Annotated in this window: 21 protein-coding genes; 17 read left to right on the plus strand and 4 right to left on the minus strand. The window is 52.7% G+C overall.

Annotation, left to right across the window (positions count from 1 at the left end):
- Positions 1-46: 46 nt before the first annotated feature.
- A complete protein-coding gene (locus C0557_RS25135; RefSeq protein WP_007369516.1) occupies positions 47-478 on the minus strand; it encodes a rhodanese-like domain-containing protein in 432 nt (143 codons plus the stop codon).
- A gap of 248 nt (positions 479-726) precedes the next feature.
- Between C0557_RS25135 and gpmM the strand changes: the two genes are divergently transcribed.
- From gpmM to C0557_RS25160, 5 genes are all read left to right on the plus strand, one after another.
- Entirely contained in the window at positions 727-2,271 is a 1,545-nt protein-coding gene (gene gpmM / locus C0557_RS25140; protein WP_208662142.1) for a 2,3-bisphosphoglycerate-independent phosphoglycerate mutase, read from the plus strand.
- Positions 2,272-2,280: 9 nt separating this feature from the next.
- Complete coding sequence (envC, locus tag C0557_RS25145; protein ID WP_208662144.1) at positions 2,281-3,546, plus strand: murein hydrolase activator EnvC; 1,266 nt, start codon at positions 2,281-2,283, stop codon at positions 3,544-3,546.
- Positions 3,547-3,549: 3 nt separating this feature from the next.
- Positions 3,550-4,488, plus strand: a complete 939-nt coding sequence (locus C0557_RS25150; RefSeq protein WP_208662146.1) for a divergent polysaccharide deacetylase family protein — start codon at positions 3,550-3,552, stop codon at positions 4,486-4,488.
- A gap of 84 nt (positions 4,489-4,572) precedes the next feature.
- Positions 4,573-5,802: a glycosyltransferase gene (locus C0557_RS25155; RefSeq protein WP_208662148.1), complete on the plus strand. Its 1,230-nt coding sequence runs from the start codon at positions 4,573-4,575 to the stop codon at positions 5,800-5,802.
- Positions 5,795-6,709, plus strand: coding sequence for a hypothetical protein (locus C0557_RS25160; RefSeq protein ID WP_208662150.1), 915 nt, complete (start codon positions 5,795-5,797; stop codon positions 6,707-6,709). The genes C0557_RS25155 and C0557_RS25160 overlap by 8 nt, the downstream gene beginning before the upstream one ends.
- A gap of 66 nt (positions 6,710-6,775) precedes the next feature.
- On the opposite strand, the gene tdh is transcribed toward C0557_RS25160, so the two are convergent.
- Positions 6,776-7,801: an L-threonine 3-dehydrogenase gene (gene tdh, locus C0557_RS25165; protein ID WP_007369509.1), complete on the minus strand. Its 1,026-nt coding sequence runs from the start codon at positions 7,799-7,801 to the stop codon at positions 6,776-6,778.
- A 9-nt stretch (positions 7,802-7,810) separates the two neighbouring features.
- Positions 7,811-9,007, minus strand: a complete 1,197-nt coding sequence (kbl, locus tag C0557_RS25170; protein WP_035886783.1) for a glycine C-acetyltransferase — start codon at positions 9,005-9,007, stop codon at positions 7,811-7,813.
- Between the two features lie 214 nt (positions 9,008-9,221).
- Between kbl and rfaD the strand changes: the two genes are divergently transcribed.
- The 6 genes from rfaD to C0557_RS25200 are packed head-to-tail and all read left to right on the plus strand — an operon-like array spanning position 9,222 to position 15,409.
- Positions 9,222-10,154, plus strand: coding sequence for an ADP-glyceromanno-heptose 6-epimerase (rfaD, locus tag C0557_RS25175; protein ID WP_074776264.1), 933 nt, complete (start codon positions 9,222-9,224; stop codon positions 10,152-10,154).
- A gap of 2 nt (positions 10,155-10,156) precedes the next feature.
- Positions 10,157-11,203: an ADP-heptose--LPS heptosyltransferase RfaF gene (gene rfaF, locus C0557_RS25180; RefSeq protein ID WP_208662152.1), complete on the plus strand. Its 1,047-nt coding sequence runs from the start codon at positions 10,157-10,159 to the stop codon at positions 11,201-11,203.
- 3 nt (positions 11,204-11,206) lie between these two features.
- The gene (gene rfaC, locus C0557_RS25185) at positions 11,207-12,187 is read left to right on the plus strand and encodes a lipopolysaccharide heptosyltransferase RfaC (protein ID WP_208662154.1); all 981 of its coding nucleotides are present in this window, start codon (positions 11,207-11,209) and stop codon (positions 12,185-12,187) included.
- Between the two features lie 3 nt (positions 12,188-12,190).
- The gene (locus C0557_RS25190) at positions 12,191-13,300 is read left to right on the plus strand and encodes a glycosyltransferase family 9 protein (protein ID WP_074776267.1); all 1,110 of its coding nucleotides are present in this window, start codon (positions 12,191-12,193) and stop codon (positions 13,298-13,300) included.
- 4 nt (positions 13,301-13,304) lie between these two features.
- Positions 13,305-14,213, plus strand: a complete 909-nt coding sequence (locus C0557_RS25195; RefSeq protein ID WP_074776268.1) for a glycosyltransferase family 2 protein — start codon at positions 13,305-13,307, stop codon at positions 14,211-14,213.
- Positions 14,201-15,409: an O-antigen ligase gene (locus C0557_RS25200; RefSeq protein ID WP_208662156.1), complete on the plus strand. Its 1,209-nt coding sequence runs from the start codon at positions 14,201-14,203 to the stop codon at positions 15,407-15,409. Before C0557_RS25195 ends, C0557_RS25200 begins: the two co-directional genes overlap by 13 nt.
- 33 nt (positions 15,410-15,442) lie before the next feature.
- Here C0557_RS25200 and C0557_RS25205 read toward each other — a convergent pair whose 3' ends face one another.
- Positions 15,443-16,396 carry a polysaccharide deacetylase family protein gene (locus tag C0557_RS25205; protein ID WP_208663117.1) on the minus strand — a complete coding sequence of 318 codons (954 nt, stop codon included), beginning with the start codon at positions 16,394-16,396 and terminating at the stop codon, positions 15,443-15,445.
- Between the two features lie 153 nt (positions 16,397-16,549).
- Between C0557_RS25205 and rfaQ the strand changes: the two genes are divergently transcribed.
- From rfaQ to C0557_RS25235, 6 genes are all read left to right on the plus strand, one after another.
- Positions 16,550-17,617 (plus strand): putative lipopolysaccharide heptosyltransferase III, encoded by a 1,068-nt coding sequence (rfaQ, locus tag C0557_RS25210; protein ID WP_208662158.1) that lies wholly within the window; start codon positions 16,550-16,552, stop codon positions 17,615-17,617.
- On the plus strand, positions 17,614-18,741 hold the full coding sequence (locus C0557_RS25215) for a glycosyltransferase family 4 protein (protein ID WP_208662160.1): 1,128 nt from the start codon (positions 17,614-17,616) through the stop codon (positions 18,739-18,741). The genes rfaQ and C0557_RS25215 overlap by 4 nt, the downstream gene beginning before the upstream one ends.
- Before the next feature lies 1 nt (position 18,742).
- On the plus strand, positions 18,743-19,846 hold the full coding sequence (locus C0557_RS25220) for a glycosyltransferase (RefSeq protein ID WP_208662168.1): 1,104 nt from the start codon (positions 18,743-18,745) through the stop codon (positions 19,844-19,846).
- 11 nt (positions 19,847-19,857) lie between these two features.
- Complete coding sequence (locus tag C0557_RS25225; RefSeq protein ID WP_208662170.1) at positions 19,858-20,847, plus strand: glycosyltransferase; 990 nt, start codon at positions 19,858-19,860, stop codon at positions 20,845-20,847.
- A gap of 67 nt (positions 20,848-20,914) precedes the next feature.
- The gene (waaA, locus tag C0557_RS25230; RefSeq protein ID WP_208662172.1) at positions 20,915-22,189 is read left to right on the plus strand and encodes a lipid IV(A) 3-deoxy-D-manno-octulosonic acid transferase; all 1,275 of its coding nucleotides are present in this window, start codon (positions 20,915-20,917) and stop codon (positions 22,187-22,189) included.
- Positions 22,189-22,959, plus strand: coding sequence for a glycosyltransferase family 2 protein (locus C0557_RS25235; RefSeq protein ID WP_208662174.1), 771 nt, complete (start codon positions 22,189-22,191; stop codon positions 22,957-22,959). The genes waaA and C0557_RS25235 overlap by 1 nt, the downstream gene beginning before the upstream one ends.

The following is a 22,959-nucleotide window of genomic DNA, read 5'->3' on the forward strand; positions in this document are numbered from 1 at the left end:
CTTTAGTCTCCTGATCTCCCCTGCGAGCCGCAGCTCGCCGGAGCAATTATTTACCGCGAACCAGTGGCAGATTCTCACCGATCCAGCCAGAGATGCCATCTTTCAGCACAAAGACTTTCTCGAAGCCCGCTTTCACCAGCTCATTTGCCGGTGCCTGCGCCTGCATGCCACTACCGTCAACAACGATAATTGGCGCGCTTTTGTGTTTCTCAAGCTCACCTACATTATTGGCTTTGATCTCGTTTGGCAGCAAATTAACTGAGCCTGCAATGTGCCCTTTTCGGAAATCATCACGCTGACGCAAATCCACAACGACAGCCTCTTCTTTGTTGATCAGGCGTGTGGCTTCGCCGCGAGAAATCACTTTTACTTTCGACGCCAGGCCTTTGAAAGTAGTGAATAATACAGCCCCGAATAACGCAATCCAGGCGATACACAGTATGGGGTTGCGGCTAATAAATTGCATAATTTCTTGCATCTGGGGTAACAGCTCCCGACTAGTGATTAAAAAACCAGGAAAGGAGTATACCTGCGCAGTGTGGCAAATACAGCCAGCGAGCACGATGGAATGCATTTTCTGCGGCGTGTTACGAAAAAAAGAAAGAAACCCCCGTAAATCAGCCCGCCAGGCAGCCGCTTTCTTTGATCTTCTGCGGCTATTTTATCGATTCAGCTGTAGTAAAATTACGCAAAATTTTTTTGTCTTCTGAGCAAGAGGGTGTCGCAATGTCGGTTTCTAAAAAACCTATGGTACTGGTGATTCTGGATGGCTACGGCTACCGCGAAGACCAGCAGGATAACGCTATTTTCAACGCAAAGACCCCGGTAATGGACCAGCTGTGGGCAAAACGTCCGCACACCCTGATTGATGCGTCGGGCCTTGAAGTCGGTCTGCCGGATCGCCAGATGGGGAACTCCGAAGTCGGCCACGTCAACCTCGGCGCCGGTCGCATCGTTTATCAGGATCTGACCCGTCTGGACGTTGAAATTAAAGAACGTACCTTCTTCAGCAACCCGGTGCTGAGCGGCGCGGTGGATAAAGCCGTGGCCGCCGGTAAAGCCGTGCACATCATGGGTCTGCTTTCCGCAGGCGGCGTGCACAGCCACGAAGACCATATTATGGCGATGGTAGAACTGGCCGCAGAGCGCGGCGCTGACAAAATCTACCTGCATGCGTTCCTCGACGGTCGCGATACGCCGCCGCGCAGCGCGGAATCTTCACTGAAAAAATTCGAAGACAAGTTTGCCGCGCTGGGCAAAGGCCGCGTCGCTTCAATCATCGGCCGTTACTACGCCATGGATCGCGACAATCGCTGGGATCGCGTAGAGCAGGCATATGATCTGATGACGCAAGCAAAAGGCGAGTTTACTGTCGACAGCGCTGTAGCTGGCCTGCAAGCGGCTTACGCCCGCGGTGAAAACGATGAATTCGTCAAAGCGACCGTGATCCATGCTGCGGGTCAGGCTGATGCCGCGATGCAGGATGGCGATGCGCTGATTTTCATGAACTTCCGTGCTGACCGCGCGCGTGAAATTACCCGCGCTTTCGTCAATGCGCATTTCGACGGCTTCGCGCGTAAGAAAGTGGTTAACGTGGATTTCGTGATGCTGACGGAATATGCCGCAGACATCAAAACCGCCGTGGCGTATCCACCAGCCTCTCTCGCTAACACGCTTGGCGAGTGGATGGCGAAGCACAATAAAACGCAGTTGCGCATCTCTGAAACAGAAAAATATGCGCATGTAACCTTCTTCTTTAACGGCGGCGTTGAAGAGCCGTTCCCGGGCGAAGAGCGTATTCTGATCAACTCGCCAAAAGTGGCGACTTACGATTTGCAGCCGGAAATGAGCTCCGCCGAGCTGACCGAAAAACTGGTTGCGGCAATCGCCAGCGGCAAATACGACACCATCATCTGTAACTACCCGAACGGCGATATGGTCGGTCATACCGGCGTATTCGATGCGGCAGTTGCTGCGGTCGAAGCGCTGGATCACTGCGTGGCAGAAGTGACCAAAGCAGTCGAATCTGTGGGCGGCCAATTGCTGATCACCGCCGATCACGGTAACGCAGAGCAGATGCGCGACCCGGCTACCGGCCAGGCGCATACCGCACACACCAACCTGCCGGTGCCGCTGATCTATGTTGGCGATAAGTCAGTGAAGGCTGTTGCAGGCGGAAAACTTTCCGATATTGCACCGACCATGCTGACGCTGATGGGCATGGAAATCCCGCAAGAGATGACTGGTAAGCCGCTGTTCATCGTGGAATAATCGCTCCCCATGAGGGGAAAGGCGATTTTTTCAATTACATGGGGCAGGTTCCGGCCCCTTCTTTGCGCCAGCGCACTCTGCGCTGGCGCATTGCTGTGCGCCGTTTCCGCCCATGCGGATGACCGCGACCAGCTCAAATCCATTCAGGCCGATATCGCCGAGAAAGAGCGCGCGGTACGCCAGCAACAGCAGCAACGCTCCGGCCTTCTTGCCCAGCTTAAAGCGCAGGAACAGGCTATTTCCGCCGCCGCCCGCCTGTTGCGGGAAACCCAGAACACACTTGCACAACTCAACCGCCAAATCGATGAGATGAATGCCTCGATCGCCAAACTGGAACGCCAGCGCGCGGCGCAGGAACGCAACCTGGCTGCGCAACTTGATGCCGCGTTCCGCCAGGGGCCGCACACGGGCATTCAACTCCTTTTAAGCGGTGAAGAGAGCCAGCGCGGCCAGCGTTTACAAGCTTACTTCGGCTATCTCAACAAGGCGCGCCAGGAAACGATCGCCCAGTTGAAGCAAACGCGTGAAGAAGTGGCGACGCAGAAAACCGAGCTGGAAGAGAAACAGAGCCAGCAACAAACCCTGCTTTACGAGCAAAAAGCGCAGCAGGCCAAGCTTGAACAAGCCCGTAATGAGCGGCAGAAAACCCTTTCCGGGCTGGAATCCTCCATCCAGGAGGGGCAACAGCAGCTCAGCGAGATGCGCGCCAACGAATCCCGCTTGCGTGATCGCTTAGCCCGTGCGGAAGCGGCAGCCAAAGCGCGTGCCGATCGCGAAGCGCGTGAAGCGCAGGCCGTGCGCGATCGTCAGAAAGAAGCCAGCAGCAAAGGCACCACCTACAAACCTACTGAAAGCGAACGTTCGCTGATGTCCCGTACCGGCGGGTTAGGTTCGCCTTCGGGCCAGGCTATCTGGCCGGTTCGCGGTCCGTTGCTGCATCGTTATGGCGAACAGTTGCAGGGTGAGCTACGGTGGAAAGGGATTGTTATCGGTGCGTCTGAAGGTAGCGAAGTTAAAGCGATCGCCGATGGACGCGTGATCCTGGCCGATTGGCTACAGGGTTACGGCCTGGTGGTGGTGGTTGAGCACGGTAAAGGCGATATGAGCCTCTACGGTTATAACCAGAGCGCCCTGGTCAGCGTCGGCACGCAGGTGCGCGCAGGCCAACCGATAGCCCTCGTAGGCAGCAGTGGCGGTCAGGGCCGGCCTTCACTCTATTTCGAAATTCGCCGTCAGGGTCAGGCGGTCAATCCACAGCCGTGGTTGGGAAGATAAGTTTTGCTTCAGTTTCGTCATCTTGTGCTTTCTCTCGCCGGTGCGCTGGTTTTCTCCGCGCCGGTTCTCGCCGGAAAACTGGCTATCGTTATCGACGACTTTGGTTACCGTCCTCAGACTGAAAATCAGGTGCTGGCGATGCCGCAGGCGGTTTCCGTTGCGGTGTTGCCCAACGCCACACATGCGCGGGAAATGGCGACCAAAGCCCACAACAGCGGCCATGAAGTGCTGATTCACCTGCCGATGGCGCCGCTCAGCAAACAGCCGCTGGAAAAAGACACTCTGCGTCCGGAAATGAGCAGCGCGGAAATTGAACGTATTATCAGCGATGCCGTCAGCAAAGTGCCCTACGCCGTGGGGCTGAATAACCACATGGGCAGCGCCATGACGTCGAGCCTGTTCGGCATGCAGAAAGTGATGCAGGCGCTGGAGCGCTATAACCTCTACTTTCTCGACAGCATGACCATCGGCAACAGCCAGGCGATGCGCGCCGCGACGGGAACCGGCGTGAAGGTGTTGAAGCGCAAAGTGTTTCTCGACGATACGCAAAACGAAGGCGATATTCGTCGTCAGTTTAACCGCGCCGTTGAGTTGGCTCGCCGCAACGGTTCCGCTATTGCTATCGGTCATCCGCATCCGGCAACCGTCCGCGTCCTGCAACAGGCGCTGTCCAGCCTGCCTGCGGATATCACGCTGGTGCGCCCGAGCAGCCTGCTGAATGAACCGCAGATCGATACTTCTACGCCAAATACCACAGCGCCAGGCAGCATCACTCCGCCACCGCGTAACCCGTTCCGCGGCGTTAAACAGTGTAAAACGAAGCAAAAACCGCAGCCGGTTTATGCCAGCCGCTTCTTTAGCGTGGTGGGTGAAAGCATTAGCGACAGTTCGCTGGTTCACTATATGCAAAACCAGTGGCGCGGCTGGGGTCAAAAACACTAATTTCGCTCGCTGGTTAACTGAGATTCAGCACACGGTGCCTGTTCGTTTTAAGCATCACTATTGTGCAAGCCAAAAGGTTAAGAAATGCCGCAACGACATAAGATTCTCCTGCTTGATACGGGTAAAGAGTGGGGTGGTGGTACAAACAGCATGCTTGAACTTCTGAAGCGTATTGATCGCCAGAAGTTCGACATCACATGCTGTTTTTACACTAATTACAGCCGCGCCCTGGGACAAACTATCGAGCAGGTTTTACACAGCATCGGCATTCCGCTTATTGTCATCCCACAACGCAGGCAGCCCTGGTGGGCAAAACTCGCTAAAGAAACGGGCCGCGGGTTACTCTTTTTTTCCAGAACTGCGCGTAAATCTTATACCCGTTATATCGACCGGCTGTGGCGTATCCAGCCGAATGTACACAGTATTGAGAGCTTATTGAAACAAGGCGGCTACGATACGCTGTACATGAACAACCAGCCAGGTTCCAACGAAGAAGGCTACCTTGCGGCATCGAGGCTGCCGGTGCGCCTGATTCAACACTGCCGTATCGAGCCTGTGCTGAATGAACCTTTGGTGGCCCTGGTGAACCGCTATGCCACGCAGATCATTGCCGTATCCCACGGCGTTGAACGCGTTTTGCTTCAGCATGGCGTTAAGCCGGAACTCTGTACGACGGTAAATAACGCGATTGATATCCACCAGAAAATGCCGGACCGCCGCGCAATGCGCCAACAGTTGGGGCTGGATGATGAAACGTTTATTTTTGGCAGTATCGGCTCGCTTATCCCGCGCAAAGCGAACCATCATACTCTCAGCGCATTAAGCGCATTTAGCCAGCGTCACCCGCAGGCTAAATGGAAGATGATCATTGTTGGCGAAGGTGTGGAACGCGGTGCGCTGCTTAATCAGGCAAAATCACTGGGAATTGCGGAGCGGGTCGTGTTTACCGGCTTTCAGAATCAGCCTTTTGACTATCTATCTACTTTTGATGCCTTTATTCTGGCATCGCAAAGCGAAGGTCTACCGCGCGTTGTGCTGGAAGCCATGCTGTTAAAAATCCCCGTTATTGGATCCGCCGTGACCGGTACGGCCGAGCTTATCGAAGATCAGGTAACAGGATTATTGTTTCCGTGGAGTGATGTCGCTCAGCTTTCATCACATCTGGAGCAGGTATGGGCAAGCGAAACGCTACGCTCGCAGCTGGTCACCAGAGCCTACGAAAACGTATGCCGTCATTACGCCATTGAGCATTACGTGGCTGGCGTTGAAGCCGTGCTAGAAACCCCTTCTTCAGAACGAGAGCGTCATGTTTAAATTTCTCAACTCCCGATACCGCCATATTACCGGCCGCCACAATATTCCTTACGCGACGCTTTCTGCGAATGAGAAACGTGTTGCGGTAGATTCCGTCGTCATTCCCTGCACAGGCGCGGATTACATTGAAGAAGCGCTGTTATCGGCAACCTTTGCCGAACGTTATGCGCAAGAGATAACGGAAATTGTCATTGTCAGCGACCAGCCAGCATCCGCATTTGGTCAGTTACCTGCTAAAACGCGCATCGTGACGCTCGATCTGCCAAAACGTGAAGAGCAGTATCGCTACAAACAAATTTACCTGAGCCGCCTGATTAAGCTGAATGCACCTTTGCAGGCCAGGGGAGAAGGTATTTTGATGATCGATTCCGATCTGAATTTGCTCAAAATGCCTGAAATCCGTATGACAGATATGCATGTTTATTCCAGCTTCCGGCAGGGGAAAATGATTGCCAAGCTGGACGGCGCGCCCGCAGAAAAGGTTCCAGCCTACTATAAAGAGACGGTACGCCCGTATTTAGTGGATCACGTTAACGGTGCGTTTCTTGCGGCAACAAAAAAAACCTGGCGGCGTATTTGCCCGCTTTGGCTGACATTGTTCCAGGATACCTGGGAATTGATGGACGATAGCCAGCCGCCAACCGATCAGCTACCGCTTGCAGCGTTACTGGATTTGCTGGACCTCAGGACGATTAATTTGGGTGACTGGATGAACTGGCCGGTTTCCAAAAAAATCGGCGGTCAGGAAGCGGTTATTCCCAAAGAGGTTATTGGCGCCCATGGCGGTTTTCCGCTCTCCGAATGGCAAAAATATCTCGACTCGGCAGATAATAAATTGCTTTTCAAAGGTCAGGACTATACGCGTAAAGTGCGCTATCTGACCGATCAAGAGAAGTTGCAGAAATAATAAAGGGGCCACGGGCTAATGCCGATCGTTTAAGGATCGGCATTAGCCCGCAGGCGTCTTTTTTATTTATTCCCAGCTCAGAATCACCTTGCCGGATTGACCCGAGCGCATGGCATCAAAGCCCTGCTGGAAATCGTCAACGCCGAAACGGTGAGTGATAATCGGTGAGAGATCCAGACCAGACTGAATCAACGCCGCCATCTTGTACCAGGTTTCAAACATTTCACGACCGTAAATCCCTTTGATAAACAATCCCTTGAAGATGACCTTGTTCCAGTCGATCGACATATCCGAAGGCGGAATACCAAGCATTGCGATGCGCCCGCCGTGGTTCATGGTATCGAGCATCGTACGGAACGCCGGTGGCGCGCCGGACATTTCGAGGCCGACATCGAACCCTTCGGTCATGCCCAGTTCCGCCATCACATCGGCCAGGCTCTCTTTGGCTACGTTCACGGCGCGGGTAACGCCCATTTTACGAGCCAGTTCCAGGCGATACTCGTTCACATCGGTGATCACCACATGGCGGGCGCCGACATGCTTCGCCACGGCCGCCGCCATGATGCCAATCGGACCGGCGCCGGAGACCAGTACATCTTCCCCCACCAGATCGAAAGAGAGCGCGGTATGCACTGCGTTGCCAAACGGATCAAAAATAGAGGCCAGATCGTCAGAGATATTGTCCGGAATTTTAAACGCGTTAAACGCCGGGATCACCAGGTACTCGGCAAAACAACCCGGACGATTTACGCCAACGCCAATAGTGTTGCGGCACAGGTGCGTACGCCCGGCGCGGCAGTTACGGCAGTGGCCGCAGGTAATATGACCTTCACCGGAGACGCGATCGCCAATCTTGAAGCCTTTCACTTCCTGACCGATCCCCACCACTTCGCCAACATATTCGTGGCCAACCACCATCGGCACGGGAATGGTTTTTTTCGACCAGTCATCCCAGTTGTAAATATGCACGTCGGTGCCGCAAATCGCGGTTTTACGAATTTTAATCAGCAGATCGTTATGGCCGACTTCCGGTTCCGGTACATCGGTCATCCAGAGGCCTTCTTCCGCTTTCAGTTTGGATAACGCTTTCATGTCAGGCCCTCAGGCAATCACACCCAGTTGTTTACCAATGCGGATAAACGCCGCTACCGCACGTTCAATTTGCTCAGTACTGTGCGCCGCAGACATCTGCGTGCGGATACGCGCCTGACCTTTTGGCACCACCGGGTAGAAGAAACCGGTGACGTAAATGCCCTCTTTTTGCAGCTCGCGGGCAAAGTTTTGCGCCACCACCGCATCGCCCAACATCACCGGGATAATGGCGTGATCGGCGCCCGCCAGCGTAAAGCCTGCGGCGGTCATTTTTTCGCGGAATAAGCGAGCGTTGGCCCACAGACGGTCACGCAACTCCGCGCCGGATGCCAGCATCTCCAGCACTTTAATGGAGGCGGCAACAATCGCCGGTGCCAGCGAGTTGGAGAACAGATAAGGGCGGGAACGCTGACGCAGCCACTCCACCACCTCTTTGCGTGCGGCAGTGTAACCACCGGATGCGCCGCCCAGCGCTTTGCCGAGCGTACCGGTGATGATATCCACGCGTCCCATCACATCGCAGTACTCGTGTGTGCCGCGACCGTTCGCACCAACGAAACCAACCGCGTGAGAGTCGTCCACCATCACCAGCGCGTCATATTTATCCGCCAGATCGCAAACGCCTTTCAGATTCGCGATCACGCCGTCCATCGAGAACACGCCGTCTGTGGCAATCAGCACGTGACGAGCGCCCGCTTCACGCGCCTCTTTCAGGCGCGCTTCCAGCTCCTGCATATCGTTATTGGCATAGCGATAGCGCTTCGCTTTACACAAACGTACGCCGTCGATGATCGACGCGTGGTTCAGCGCATCGGAAATGATGGCATCTTCCGCGCCGAGCAGCGTTTCAAACAGCCCGCCGTTGGCGTCGAAGCAAGAGGAGTAGAGAATGGAATCTTCCATGCCGAGAAACTCGGCCAGCTTCTGCTCCAGCACTTTGTGGCTGTCCTGAGTACCGCAAATAAAGCGTACCGACGCCATGCCGAAACCATGGCTGTCCATTCCCGCTTTCGCGGCGGCAATCAGTTCGGGATGGTTGGCCAGACCGAGGTAGTTATTGGCGCAGAAGTTAATGACGTGGCTACCATTCGCCACGGTGATATCAGCCTGTTGAGCCGACGTGATAATGCGTTCTTCTTTAAACAACCCTTCCGCCCGGGCGGTTTCCAGGTCATTCGTTAACTGTTGATAAAAATCCCCACGCATCGCAATTCTCCAGACTGGGCAAATTTCGGCACATCTTACCGAAAGCTATGCGGTGATACGAGATGACGCATCACCCATTATGTAATTTGTAGCATAAATCACGCATCGCTAAGCCCTTCTCTGGGGGAATGGCTGAAGGGGCGACAATGTGATGGTATGATAAGAATATTAGTGTCTGAGATTGTCTCAACGCTCCATTTTCAAAGGTACAGTTATGATCATCGTTACCGGCGGCGCGGGTTTTATCGGCAGTAACATTGTTAAAGCCCTGAATGATAAAGGCATCACTGATATTCTGGTGGTGGACAACCTGAAAGACGGCACCAAGTTTGTCAATCTGGTTGACCTGCACATCGCCGACTACATGGATAAAGAAGACTTCCTGATCCAGATTATGGCCGGGGAAGAGTTCGGCGACATTGACGCGGTGTTCCACGAAGGTGCGTGCTCCTCCACCACAGAGTGGGACGGCAAGTACATGATGGATAACAACTATCAGTACTCTAAAGAGCTGCTGCATTACTGCCTGGAACGCGAAATTCCCTTCCTGTACGCCTCTTCCGCAGCCACATATGGCGGTCGTACCTCCGACTTCATTGAATCCCGCGAGTATGAAAAACCGCTGAACGTTTACGGCTACTCAAAAATGCTGTTTGACGAATACGTGCGCAGCATTCTGCCGGAAGCGAATTCACCGGTGGTCGGCTTCCGTTATTTCAACGTTTATGGTCCGCGTGAAGGTCACAAAGGCAGCATGGCGAGCGTCGCTTTCCATCTCAATACCCAACTGAACAACGGTGAAAGCCCGAAACTGTTCGAAGGTAGCGATAACTTTAAGCGCGACTTCGTCTACGTTGGCGATGTGGCCGCGGTGAATCTGTGGTTCTGGGAAAACGGCGTTTCCGGCATTTATAACCTCGGTACTGGCCGCGCGGAATCTTTCCAGGCGGTTGCCGACGCAACGCTGGCGTTCCACAAGAAAGGCACCATTGAGTACGTTCCGTTCCCGGAAAAACTGAAAGGCCGCTACCAGGCGTTTACCCAAGCGGATCTTACCAACCTGCGCAAAGCGGGCTATGACAAGCCGTTTAAAACCGTCGCCGAAGGCGTGACCGAGTATATGGCCTGGCTGAACCGCGACGCGTAAGTATGAAAATTTTGGTCATTGGCCCGTCATGGGTGGGCGACATGATGATGTCGCAAAGTCTCTATCGCACGCTCAAAGCGCGCTTTCCCCAGGCGATAATCGATGTGATGGCACCCGCGTGGTGCCGTCCTCTTTTATCACGCATGCCGGAAGTCAACGAAGCGATTCCGATGCCATTGGGCCACGGCACGCTGGAAATTGGCGAGCGCCGCAAGCTGGGTCATAGCCTGCGGGAAAAACGCTATGACCGGGCATACGTCCTGCCAAACTCCTTTAAATCGGCGCTGGTCCCCTTCTTTGCCAGAATCCCTCATCGTACCGGCTGGCGTGGCGAGATGCGTTATGGCCTGCTGAACGATGCACGGGTACTGGATAAGCAAGCCTGGCCACTGATGGTCGAACGCTACGTCGCGCTGGCCTATGACAAAGGCGTCATGGTCTCGGCGAAAGATTTGCCACAGCCGCTACTGTGGCCGCAGTTGCAGGTCAATGACGGGGAAAAATCACAAGCCTGTGCCGCGTTTGCCCTCTCCGCAGAGCGCCCGATGATTGGCTTCTGCCCCGGCGCGGAGTTCGGCCCGGCCAAACGCTGGCCACACTATCACTATGCGGAACTGGCAAAGCAGTTGATTGACGAAGGTTATCAGGTGGTGCTGTTCGGTTCCGCGAAAGACCATGAAGCGGGCAATGAGATCCTCGCCGCGCTGAATATCGAGCAACAAGCCTGGTGCCGCAATCTGGCCGGGGAAACCCAGCTGGAACAAGCCGTGGTGTTGATCGCCGCCTGCAAAGCTGTCGTCTCCAACGACTCCGGCCTGATGCACGTCACCGCCGCGCTCAACCGCCCGCTGGTGGCGCTGTATGGCCCAAGCAGCCCGGATTTTACCCCGCCGCTGTCGCATAAAGCGCGCGTCATCCGTTTGATTTCCGGCTATCACAAAGTGCGTAAAGGCGATGCTGCCGAAGGCTATCACCAGAGCCTGATCGATATTACGCCGCAACGCGTACTGGAAGAGTTAAATGCACTGCTGCTGGATGCGGAAGGATAACCGATGCGGGTATTGATCGTGAAAACCTCCTCGATGGGCGATGTGCTGCATACCTTGCCCGCGCTGACTGATGCCATGCAGGCGATTCCTGGGGTTCGCTTTGACTGGGTGGTCGAAGAGGGATTTGCCCAGATCCCCTCCTGGCATTCCGCCGTCGATCGCGTCATTTCGGTGGCAATCCGCCGCTGGCGTAAAGCCTGGTTTTCCGCGCCCATTGCGGCAGAGCGCAAAGCCTTCCGCGAAGCCGTGCAGGCTGAACGTTACGATGCCATCATTGATGCGCAGGGATTGGTGAAAAGCGCCGCGCTGGTCACCCGGCTGGCGCACGGAGTGAAACACGGGCTGGACTGGAGCAGCGCACGCGAGCCGCTGGCAAGCTTGTTTTACAATCGTCGCCACCATATCGCAAAACAGCAGCATGCGGTGGAACGTATCCGCGAGCTGTTTGCCAAAAGCCTCGGTTACGCAAAACCGCAAACCCAGGGCGATTATGCGATTGCGCGCCATTTTGCCGTTGCCGATACAGCACATCCGCCGTACGCCATCTTTTTGCACGCCACTACCCGCGATGATAAACACTGGCCGGAAAGCCGCTGGCGTGAACTGCTCGAATTAATGCAACCAACCGGTATCCATATTAAACTCCCATGGGGCGCGGAACATGAACGCCAACGAGCGGAACGCATGGCTGCGGGTTTTGATCATGTTGAAGTTTTGCCTAAACTTTCGCTGGCGCAGGTTGCGGCACAACTTGCCGGCGCGCAGACTGTCGTTTCCGTCGATACGGGGCTGAGCCATTTAACGGCCGCGCTCGATCGCCCCAATATCACGCTGTTTGGTCCTACCGATCCGGGGCTAATTGGCGGATACGGTAAAAATCAGCATCAGGTGGTAAGCCCAACCGGGCGGATGGGAGATATAACAGCGGATGAGATTTTCACGTTTCTTCAGAACCATCAGCTACTGCGCGACAGAGATGCCTAATCAATGAGTTATATTTTTCTGCTGATTTTATTACTGCCGGTGAAAATCATCGGCAAGCTATTCCGTAAGAAAACCGGGCGTAATCTGGTCATTCAAACGGCTAAAATCGGCGATTTTGTTAACGTGACACCCTTACTGGCGTACCTGCAGAAAAGTGACGTATTGATGAGCAGAAGCGTCAGCATGCTGGCACAGCATGATGAGACCATTGAAACGGCTTTTTTTATTGAGCAGCGCAAACGCAATCTGTGGCAAAAACTCAGTTTCGCCTGTCATATCATGAACCGCTACGACAATGTTTATCTGCTGCAACCGAATAGCGCAAACCTGTTCTTTGCCGCTGTTTGTAATGCCAGTAATAAGCAGTTTCTCAGTACTTACGCGCGCAAGTGGTATCACGGAGTCTTCTATGCAACGGCAGATGGCATCGTCGATCATGGAAAAAAGACGTTGTCCGTCACCAATTATCTGCAGCTGGCAGACCGTTCACTTTCATGGGAGATGTCTCCCAAGCACGCGACTAAACCGCTCTTCAGGCCTTCTGTCTATCCGGAGATCCTCGATAAACCCGGCGTCATTCGTATCGGTATCAGCATTTCCGCAGGTAACAAAGCCAAAACGGTTCCGCCGGTTATCTGGAAACGGATTGTTGATTGCCTGGCAACGTTACCCTGCGTGTTTTACGTGTTTGGAACGCCGAATGAGCAGTCGTGGATGGATGACATTACCGCAGCCTACGGCAACTTCCCCCATTTCGTTAATATGATAGGTAAAGTCTCACTTGAAGAATTGCCCTGGGCTATTTCCAAAATGGACTGCTATATCGCTTCGGATTCAGGGAATATTTATATCGCCGATGCGGTTAATGTTCCGGTCGTTATGCTGTTCGGGCCGTGTTGCCATTACGAACAACGCCCCTTAGGAAAGACCCTTTTAATTGGTGATGACAAGAATATTTGTTCTTATGTTTTTGAAACCCAATACTATTTCCCGCAGGATCGTGAGGAATTATTTGCCGTTACCGATACCTCGCTTGATCAGATTGAACAATTCATTCGTGAATTACCCAAAGCCAGCGCGTTACTAAATGTTCGCGACGCACAAGGTAACTGATTCTATGGCTTTTCTTAGCATCATCATCGCAGCACATAACGCTGAAAAAACACTTACCGCGACCCTTGAAAGCCTGCTGGCAGCAATCGATACCTGTGCTCAAGAGCTCGAAGTTATTATTTTTAACGACAGTTCAGAAGATGCAACGCAAACCATTATTGATGCGTGGAAGGATAAATTACCGCACGTTATTAGCCGTCAGGTAAGCTACCGCAATGTTGGCCAGGTTCGTCATAGTGCCGTTTCTCTGGCCTCAGGTGAATACATCACCATGCTCGATAGTGATGACCAGTTAAAACCAAATAGCCTGCGTGATGCAGTGGATTTCCTCAAAGCACAGCAGCCAGATATGCTATTGACGCGTTTGCTTGAGATCCGCGATACCAGCAAAATTTCCACCACATGGCAGGGTTTTAATCCAATACCGTTATCAACCCATGATGCTGTGCGACGTTTTCTGCTTCATAAGGATTTTCAGGCACATCTTATTGGGCAGTTTATACGCCGGGAGCTCTATAACAGCAATCCCATTCCTTCAATGATTTGTTATGAAGATTTTGCTGTCTTTCCCGGGATGTTGATGCAGGCTCAGAAAATATTTTATCAGCGTCAGGGATATTATTATTACATTAAACGTAACGACAGCCTCTCCAGCACCCTGAGCGCCAGCAAAATTGCGCCGCTTATTGAGTGTACGTTAGAGATGGAAAAAACCTTTCCACGTCAATTCCGGCACCTGGTTAATTGCCACTGGTTTGATATTTACAGTAATCATAAAAAATATCTTACTGATAAACAGTTGCTCATAGTCAGGCAGCGCGTCAGCGAGCTTTATTCGCTTTCATTTTATCTGTCCAGCGATGTTCGTTTCAGCTATAAAAAAAGGGTCATTGAGGCACTATGGAAAAAGTAAGACTACGGCTTTATCAGTTCACACTTGTTTTAGCATTTGCCTCGGTGGCACTTGCCCTTGTCAATTCAGGCATGCAGAGACAATGCTTTTATATTGCCGTATACGCCAGTATTATTGGCTTACTTTTTGAATCTAAACGAATTTCTCTTCGTCCTTTTAGTATCGCATTGCCAATTTTACTTATCGGCGTGTTAAATCTGGCATGGTATTTCATTTATGAGTACCAGACGGAAGGCATTAACAAATATAGCGACTACCTTGGCGCCAGCAAAAAGCTGATGCTGGCAAGCTTGTTAGTTTTCTATATTGACCGATTTAAGTACTACGTAACCAAAGAGAACTTTCAGAAATATTTTCTCATCGCCACCGCTACGGGTTTTACGCTGGCAACGGCTTACGGGCTGTGGCAAGCCTCACAGAGAGTGGATCGCGTTATGATGGCGATTGATCGCGCGACCGTGGCTGCCTATGTATATTCCGTTCTTTCGTTGGCCTTCGTTTATAGCCTCTATTTGCAGCAAAGTGTAAAACTCTACGTGCTGGCCGGCATCACTATTTTGCTTTCCTGGTTCATTATTCTGCTGACCGGTACGCGAGCGGCTATGGGGCTGTATTTAATACTGGCCATTGTGTTGACGCTTTACCATTTCCGTAAATTCCATCTTAAATCCATGGTGGTATTTTGCTGCATCGTAGCGGGTATTTTTCTCGTAAGTTATAAGCCGTTAATTGCGCCGAAAGTAGCCCAAACGCAAGTTGAAATTGAAAAATACCAGCAAGGGCAGGATCGCACTTCACTCGGCGCTCGCTTCTCCATGTGGATTATTGGCGTACAAAACGGCCTTGCACATCCATTAGGGCAGTCCATCGAGAGCCGTGAAATCTGGTCGCAAAATTACGTCAACGATGGGCATCCGCATCTTGCGGCCTCACTTGAATACATTAGGATTCATTTGCACAATGAATTTATCGAGAAGTACTCGCTTCAGGGTATCCCGGGGCTGCTGCTGCTCTTGTTCTTCTTTATTTCGGTGATTTCTTACGCCATCCGCAATAATAACGGGCTGCTGCTGGTGACAGTGCTGCTTTTGCTACTGTACGGAATGACTGACGTCATCCTCCTGAGTTCGGAGGCGGTGCTCTTCTTTATGGTCATCTTTGCGCTGGCCACATCTTTTTCGCGAAGGGAAGCGTGATGATAAAAAAATGCCCGATAAATCGGGCATTTTTTATTTCTGCTGCTGATAAAACCCGGCCAGCGTCATACCTTGTGTTCTGGCAGCCAGCCACTCAAACAGCTCTTCAAGATCCCGATACAGCCCCTCAATCGCGGCTTCATCCTTAAAGGTTGGGCTGCCGCCCGGCATAAATTCTGATGAATGCAGCATAAACTCGACGTATCCATTCCCTTGCGCCAGACATTTTTGCGCAACATCAATCATCTGTGCTGTATTCCCGCCAGAAGGGCGTAGCCAGTTCACCGAAGGCGAACGGTATTTGCCGCGCAACCGATCGTAGCTCTGCTTAATCGCGTTGAGCCACGCGGGATGCTTATATTGAATGCTCATCGGAACCTCAAGCAGAGAACTGGTTCCGGGCTTAGAAATATCATCAACATCAAGGAAATAGGCATGCTGCGGGAAGTGCTGGTAATCCGTACCACCCGAACCTTGCGGCGCGCCTTTCGCATTACGCCAGTTAACACGAGGTGTAACTGAACAGTCTACCTGGTAGCCCAGTTCGATAAGCAATTTCGCGTAGCGGCTGTCGAACGCCCAGCGCCCGGCGCGATGACTCAACATTTTGGTGTTGAATGTATCCTCAAGTAACTGCGTCATAAAACAGACTTTTTCACGCAATACTGCCGAGGGATATTCAATCAGATAGGGCTGCCAGCGCCAGTCATCGCCCGTTAAATCATGATCCGGGGGGCTATTCCATGCATGAAGGTGCATCCCAACCTCCCCTTCCCCCCGTGCGATGACATCTTTCGCGAACTCAACAAACGCCGGATCGGTTGCCATTTCATAATTGGTTAGCCAGACAGGTTTAAACCCGAAACGCTCACACAATGACTGGAAACGTGCCAGATACCGCGCGTTCTCCGTTTTGATCTCGCGGCGATTTTGCCAGAGGTTATCACCCTCTGTATCAATCGTGATGATAAACGCCGGTTTATCCATATTTAGCCCAGGTAAAATAAAGGTCAGCGCTATGTTACGCACTCTCATCACAATGAGTAAACCCTTAGAGATAAAATCCTGACGGCATGGAGAAAGAGTGCAAGACAACATCAGGTCTATTAGAATTGCAGGCAGGTTGTTGCCGATAAGACGATGATGAATAACATACTGAATACGCCTGATTTACGCATTTTATTGATTAAACTTCGTCATCATGGCGACATGTTGCTGACGACTCCGGTGATAAACTCGCTTCGCCAGCGCTTGCCGAATGCGCAAATTGATGTCCTGCTATACGAAGAAACACGCGACATGCTGGCAGCGCACCCGGCGATTAATACGATTTATGGTATCGATCGCAAATGGAAGCAACTTGGTACGCTCAAACATTTGCAAAAAGAGTGGCAGTTACTGTGCGCCCTCAGGGCCCGCCAATATCATCTGGTGATAAACCTTGCCGATCAATGGCGCAGCGCTATCGTTACTCGCTTTACCGGCGCACCGGTTCGTCTCGGCTTCGGCTTCAATAAACGTAAAAACGCCTTTTGGCGCTTTTGTCATACCGAACTGGTTTCCGTTGCAAACCACAATGCGCTGCATACCGTTGAGCAGAATTTATCTATTCTTTCTCCCCTATCGGTTCCTCCCGTCTCAACGGTGACGATGAGTTACAGCGCAGATGACTGGAATTTCGCCCGGCAACAGCTGACAGCACAAGGCATCAGCGATCGCTATATCGTCATTCAGCCAACATCACGCTGGTTCTTCAAATGCTGGGATGAGAACAAAATGGCGCAAACTATCACGGCGCTGCGGCAGGAAGGCCATACCATTGTGTTGACGGCCGGACCGGATAAAAAAGAGCTGTCGATGGTTGACAGGATCCTCAACGCATCGCCGCAGACTGGCGTTATCTCGCTGGCAGGCAAGCTCTCGCTGCGCCAGCTTGCGTCGCTTATCGATCATGCCGACCTGTTTATCGGCGTTGATTCTGTGCCCATGCATATGGCCGCAGCATTGCAAACGCCCTGCGTTGCGCTTTTCGGCCCGTCAAAACTCACTTTCTGGTCGCCCTGGCAGGTCAATGGCGAAGTTATCTGGGCGGGTGATTTTGGACCGCTTCCCGACCCTGACGCCGTTGATACCAAAACCAGTGAACGTTATCTCGACGCCATCCCCGTTGATGCGGTTGTCGATGCAGCGAAGAGGTGTCTGGCATGAAACGTCATCGTCTGGCTATTGTTCGTCAAAAATATCGGCCTGATGGCGGGGCGGAGCGCTTTGTTTCCCGTGCGCTCATGGCGCTGGGTAATCAGGATCTGGAATTAAACGTCATCACCCGCGAATGGCAAGGGGAACGCCAGGACGACTGGCACATCCATATTTGCAATCCCGCCAAATGGGGGCGTATTAGCCGGGAAAGGGGCTTTGCTAACGCTGCACGCGCGCTATGGCAGAAGCAGCAATTTGATATCGTTCAGAGTCACGAGCGTATTGCGGGTTGCGATATCTATCGCGCCGGCGACGGCGTGCATCAACGTTGGCTCCGGCAGCGTTCGCGTATTCTTCCCGGTTGGCGTGCAAAAATGCTGATGCATGACCGCTATCACCGCTATGTCATGCACGCCGAACGCGAAATGTATCAATCGCCAGAGCTGAAAGCGGTCATCTGCAATGCGGAGATGATTAAGCGAGAAATCATAGAAGACTTTTCTGTTGACGCAAAAAAGATTCATGTCATTTATAATTCAATAGATTCCAGCCGTTTCATTCCGGCGGAGAGCGCGCAGCGTGCAGCATTGCGCCAGCAGTATGGGCTTCCTGCGGCTGCCACTGTTTTTTGCTTTGTTGGCTCGGGTTTTGAACGAAAAGGCCTCGCTGCAGCGATTGAGGCGATAGCAGGGACTACGGCTTATCTGATTGTCATAGGCCAGGATAAAGCAGAAAAGCGTTATCAGGCGCTTGCCCAGTCACTGGGTTGTAAAGAACAGATCCGGTTTATGGGTATGCAAAAAGAGACGTTGCCTTTTTATCAAGTTTGCGATGGCCTGTTGCTACCAACGTTGTATGATCCTTTCCCAAACGTCATTCTGGAAGCGATGGCATGCGGTTTACCCGTCATCACGTCGAATAGCTGCGGTGGAGCGGAATTTATAGAGCAAGGAAGTAATGGTTTCTTCTGTGATGCCCTTGATATCGGCAAGTTAAGAGAGGCTGTGATGGCCATTCCATCACTGGAAAAGAGTAATGAAATGGGCAGGAAAGCCCGCGATAAGGTTAAGGACTCAACCCCAGGAAAGCTGTCAAGCCAGCTAATTTCGCTTTATCAAAATATTCTGGATTAATATGCGCATCCTGATGATTATTGATGGCTTACCCGGTGGAGGCGCAGAAAAAACCGTCCTCACGCTCTCCAGCGGCTTAGTGGAAATGGGACACCAGGTCTCGCTTTTCTCACTGCGTAAAGTGTGCGATTACCCCATCCCCGAAGGTGTGGATTTCCAGGTAATTCAGGATAAATGCAAAAAACCCTGGCGCAAGCTTACAGAGATCCCACGTCGTGCAAAGCTGTTAGATGAAGCGATTACTACGGCAGAACGTAGCGGAAAGTTTGATATTGTTTTTTCCCATCTGCATAAAACCGACCGTATTGTCGCCCATAGCCGCGCGCTTGATCGCGACAAAGTCTGGTTTTGTATTCACGGCATGTTCTCATTTTCCTATCTTTGCCACCGCCGTGGGTTTTCCCGCTGGTTTAAGCATCTGAAGATTCGGCACACCTACGAAAACCGCAATGTGGTGGCCGTCTCGTCAGCCGTGCTGCACGATCTTTCCGACACGCTGGCAATCCCTCTGCGTCGCAGCGCGGTTATCCATAACCCCTTCGATATTGAAGCTATCCAGGAACTGGCCGAACAGCCGTTTGAAATGCAGGGGCAGGACTACCTGATTCACGTTGGACGTTTCCACGAACACAAAAGGCACGACCGCTTGCTGCGCGCTTATGCGCTTAGCAAAATCGAGGCGCCTTTAGTGATGATGGGTAACGGCTCAGAGGCAAAAATCGCCCAGTTAAAGGCGCTTGCCGGCAGCCTCGGAATCGCTGACAGGGTGGTGTTTCGTTCATTTGTACCTAATCCCTATCCCTGGATCAAAGGCGCCCGCCTCTTAGTGTTAAGCTCGGACTGCGAAGGATTTGGTAATGTTCTGGTCGAGGCGATTATCTGCCAGACACCACCGGTCAGCACTAACTGCCCAGGTGGGCCGGCGGAGATTTTGACGGGGCCACTTGCTCGCGGCCTGAGCGGCCTGAGCGACGAGTCGCTGGCAAAAACGTTATCCGATATGTATGCCAATACTTCCCATGGAATAGATGGCGAGAAAATTTCATCTTACGGTATCAACGCGATTTGCCAGCAGTATCTTGCTCTGGCGGAAAATAATAAGTAATCAGGTTTCTTATGCAAATTTCAGCGCCTATGTTAAGCGTGGTGGTTGCCGTCTATAACGGCGAAGCATTCCTCGACCAGTTTTTCACTTGCCTCGTCGCGCAAAAAATCGACAGCATGGAAGTGATCATTGTTAATGATGGTTCTACGGATGGATCGATGCAGATCGTGGAGCAATGGCGCGATCGACTACCGCAGTTACAGATTATTGAGCAAGAAAACCAGGGCGTATCGGTTGCCCGCAATTCCGGGCTGGCCTGCGCAAAGGGAAAATACCTCTCTTTCCCGGACATTGATGACGTTTTCAAACCCGGTATGTATCAGCGCCTGCTTGATATGGCCAACACGGGGAATCTGGATGTTGCGACCTGTAACGGTAACTATGTCTGGGAAAACGATAAAAAACCTACCCGTCCAATTTTTCCGCCTGAAAAGTTACAGTCAACGGCTGTAGTGACCGGCCCGGCATGGCTTAAGCAGGCTCTGGATTCACGTAAATTCCTGCATGTCACCTGGCTGAATATCTATCGCCACGATTTCATTCGTCAGCATAACTTTCATTTCGAACCGGGTCTTCGCCACCAGGATATTCCCTGGACAACGGAAGTCCTGCTCGCTGCCGAGCGCGTGCAATACACCAGCGAGCAATTTTACGATTACTACATCCACTCAGCGTCTGTTTCGCATATGCCGGACACTGACGACACGCTGATTCGCTCGGCGCGCCACTACATGAAAATCCTGCAAATGCTGGACGCCATTAACCAGCGCTATGCGGATAAAGTCAAAAATATACCGGCATGTTACTGGCAGATAGCCAAAGAAGGGCTCGGCATCATCCATACCTTTGATAACATGAAGGATGAAAGCAAAAAGGCGATGATCATTCGCGAGTTTTTCGAGAAAGGCATCTGGAAGCTCATCTGGAAAAGTGCAAAAAGTCCACGTTTGCGCTGGCGCCTTGGCCGCCGCTACTTCCGTCTCAAAAGGTATCTGGCATAAGGTATAGCTTTAGCTGTCCTAAATGCTTAGAATTTGCCCGCCGAATCTTAAAAAAACGGATAGTCGCTTGGAATTGTTGTATACCACCCTGCTTTACTTAATACAGCCTCTGGTGTGGTTGCGATTATTACTTCGCAGCCGCAAAGCCCCTGCTTACCGTAAGCGTTGGGCTGAACGCTATGGATTTTGTCGTAACAAAGTGAAGCCGGACGGTATTTTGCTGCATTCCGTCTCCGTAGGCGAAACCCTGGCGGCCATCCCGCTGGTGCGCGCACTGCGTCATCGCTACCCTGCATTACCGATCACCGTCACCACCATGACGCCAACCGGCTCGGAACGCGTGATGTCCGCGTTTGGTAAAGACGTTCATCACGTTTATTTGCCCTACGATCTGCCGTGCGCCATGAACCGTTTCCTGAATACCGTACGCCCGAAGCTGGTGATCGTAATGGAAACCGAGCTGTGGCCGAATATGATTTCTGCCCTTCATGCCCGGCAAATTCCGCTGGTAATTGCTAACGCGCGCCTTTCCGAGCGCTCGGCGAAAGGCTATGCCCGGTTGGGTAAAGCGATGCGTCGTTTGCTCAGCAAAATTACCTTAATTGCCGCGCAAAACCAGGAAGATGGCGACCGTTTCCTGCAACTGGGCCTGAAACGCAATCAACTAACCGTCACCGGTAGCCTGAAGTTCGATATTTCTGTGACGCCGGAACTTGCCGCGCGCGCCGTGACGCTGCGCCGCCAGTGGGCGCCGCGCCGTCAAGTATGGATTGCCACCAGTACGCATGAAGGTGAAGAAGCAATTATTTTGCAGGCGCACCGCAAGCTGCTGGAGACATTCCCCGATTTGCTGCTGATCCTGGTTCCTCGCCATCCTGAGCGTTTTCCGGATGCGCGCAACATGGCGCAAAAAGCCGGATTCAGCTACACCCTGCGCAGCTCGGGCGAGATCCCGTCCGGCAGCACCCAGGTGGTTATTGGCGATACCATGGGCGAACTGATGCTGCTGTACGGTATTGCCGATATTGCTTTCGTCGGCGGCAGCCTGGTTGAGCGCGGCGGTCATAATCCTCTGGAACCCGCAGCCCATGCCATTCCGGTGCTGATGGGGCCGTATACCTTTAACTTCAAAGATATTTGCGCACGTTTGCAGGAAGCGGAAGGGCTGATCACTGTGACCGATGCCGATTCGCTGGTGAAGGAAGTTTCCACACTGCTGACGGATGAAGACTACCGCTTATGGTACGGTCGCCATGCCGTTGAGGTTCTGCACCAGAACCAGGGCGCGCTGGCGCGTCTGCTGCAACTCCTGCAACCGTATTTGCCTCAGCGGAGCCATTAATGTCCAGACGTTTGTCGGTGGTGATGATCGCCAAAGATGCGGCGGATCTGCTGCCCGATTGCCTTGCGTCCGTAGCCTGGGCGGATGAGATCGTGCTGCTGGATTCCGGCAGCCGCGACGACACCCCCGGCATTGCCAGCCGCGCCGGTGCTAAAGTCTTCAGCCATACCGACTGGCAGGGTTATGGCATTCAGCGTCAAATTGCCCAGCGTTATGCCAGCGGCGACTATATTCTGATGATTGATACCGACGAGCGCGTAACCCCTGAGCTGGCAGAACAACTGCGTCAGGCGCTGGCTGCGCCGCAGCCAGGCGCGGTGTACAGCATTGCTCGTCGCAATTACTTTCTCGGGCGTTTTATGCGCCACAGCGGCTGGTATCCGGATCGCGTCACGCGCCTGTACGAACGCGAACGTTACCAGTACAACGATAACCGCGTTCATGAGTCACTCGATGCGCCACAGGCGCAGATCATCGCCCTGAGCGGTGATTTACTGCATCTGACCTGTCGTGATTTCGCCAGTTTCCAGCGCAAGCAGCTCAATTACGCCACGGCGTGGGCGCAGGAACGCCATCAGCGCGGGAAAAAAACCTCGCTGCCGGGGATTTTCGCTCATACTTTGGGCGCATTCGCAAAAACGTTGCTGCTGCGCGGCGGCGTGCTCGACGGCAAACAGGGCTGGCTGCTGGCGGTGGTTAACGCGCAGTATACGTTTAATAAATACACCGAGCTGTGGGCGCTGAACCACGGTTATTCAGAGAAAGGATAA

It is taken from the genome of Kosakonia sp. MUSA4 (assembly GCF_013085925.1).
GTDB classification, from domain to species: Bacteria; Pseudomonadota; Gammaproteobacteria; order Enterobacterales; family Enterobacteriaceae; genus Kosakonia; species Kosakonia sacchari_B.

Bases quoted from the DNA above. Each gene is read 5' to 3' on its own strand.
- gpmM (WP_208662142.1), top strand. From the start codon at position 727: ATGTCGGTTTCTAAAAAACCTATGGTACTGGTGATTCTGGATGGCTAC.
- envC (WP_208662144.1), top strand. From the start codon at position 2,281: ATGAGGGGAAAGGCGATTTTTTCAATTACATGGGGCAGGTTCCGGCCC.
- C0557_RS25155 (WP_208662148.1), top strand. From the start codon at position 4,573: ATGCCGCAACGACATAAGATTCTCCTGCTTGATACGGGTAAAGAGTGG.
- kbl (WP_035886783.1), bottom strand. From the start codon at position 9,007: ATGCGTGGGGATTTTTATCAACAGTTAACGAATGACCTGGAAACCGCC.
- rfaF (WP_208662152.1), top strand. From the start codon at position 10,157: ATGAAAATTTTGGTCATTGGCCCGTCATGGGTGGGCGACATGATGATG.
- C0557_RS25190 (WP_074776267.1), top strand. From the start codon at position 12,191: ATGAGTTATATTTTTCTGCTGATTTTATTACTGCCGGTGAAAATCATC.
- C0557_RS25195 (WP_074776268.1), top strand. From the start codon at position 13,305: ATGGCTTTTCTTAGCATCATCATCGCAGCACATAACGCTGAAAAAACA.
- C0557_RS25215 (WP_208662160.1), top strand. From the start codon at position 17,614: ATGAAACGTCATCGTCTGGCTATTGTTCGTCAAAAATATCGGCCTGAT.
- C0557_RS25220 (WP_208662168.1), top strand. From the start codon at position 18,743: ATGCGCATCCTGATGATTATTGATGGCTTACCCGGTGGAGGCGCAGAA.
- C0557_RS25225 (WP_208662170.1), top strand. From the start codon at position 19,858: ATGCAAATTTCAGCGCCTATGTTAAGCGTGGTGGTTGCCGTCTATAAC.
- rfaQ (WP_208662158.1), top strand. From the start codon at position 16,550: ATGATGAATAACATACTGAATACGCCTGATTTACGCATTTTATTGATT.
- C0557_RS25135 (WP_007369516.1), bottom strand. From the start codon at position 478: ATGCAAGAAATTATGCAATTTATTAGCCGCAACCCCATACTGTGTATC.
- C0557_RS25205 (WP_208663117.1), bottom strand. From the start codon at position 16,396: ATGGATAAACCGGCGTTTATCATCACGATTGATACAGAGGGTGATAAC.
- C0557_RS25200 (WP_208662156.1), top strand. From the start codon at position 14,201: ATGGAAAAAGTAAGACTACGGCTTTATCAGTTCACACTTGTTTTAGCA.
- C0557_RS25235 (WP_208662174.1), top strand. From the start codon at position 22,189: ATGTCCAGACGTTTGTCGGTGGTGATGATCGCCAAAGATGCGGCGGAT.
- C0557_RS25160 (WP_208662150.1), top strand. From the start codon at position 5,795: ATGTTTAAATTTCTCAACTCCCGATACCGCCATATTACCGGCCGCCAC.
- tdh (WP_007369509.1), bottom strand. From the start codon at position 7,801: ATGAAAGCGTTATCCAAACTGAAAGCGGAAGAAGGCCTCTGGATGACC.
- rfaD (WP_074776264.1), top strand. From the start codon at position 9,222: ATGATCATCGTTACCGGCGGCGCGGGTTTTATCGGCAGTAACATTGTT.
- rfaC (WP_208662154.1), top strand. From the start codon at position 11,207: ATGCGGGTATTGATCGTGAAAACCTCCTCGATGGGCGATGTGCTGCAT.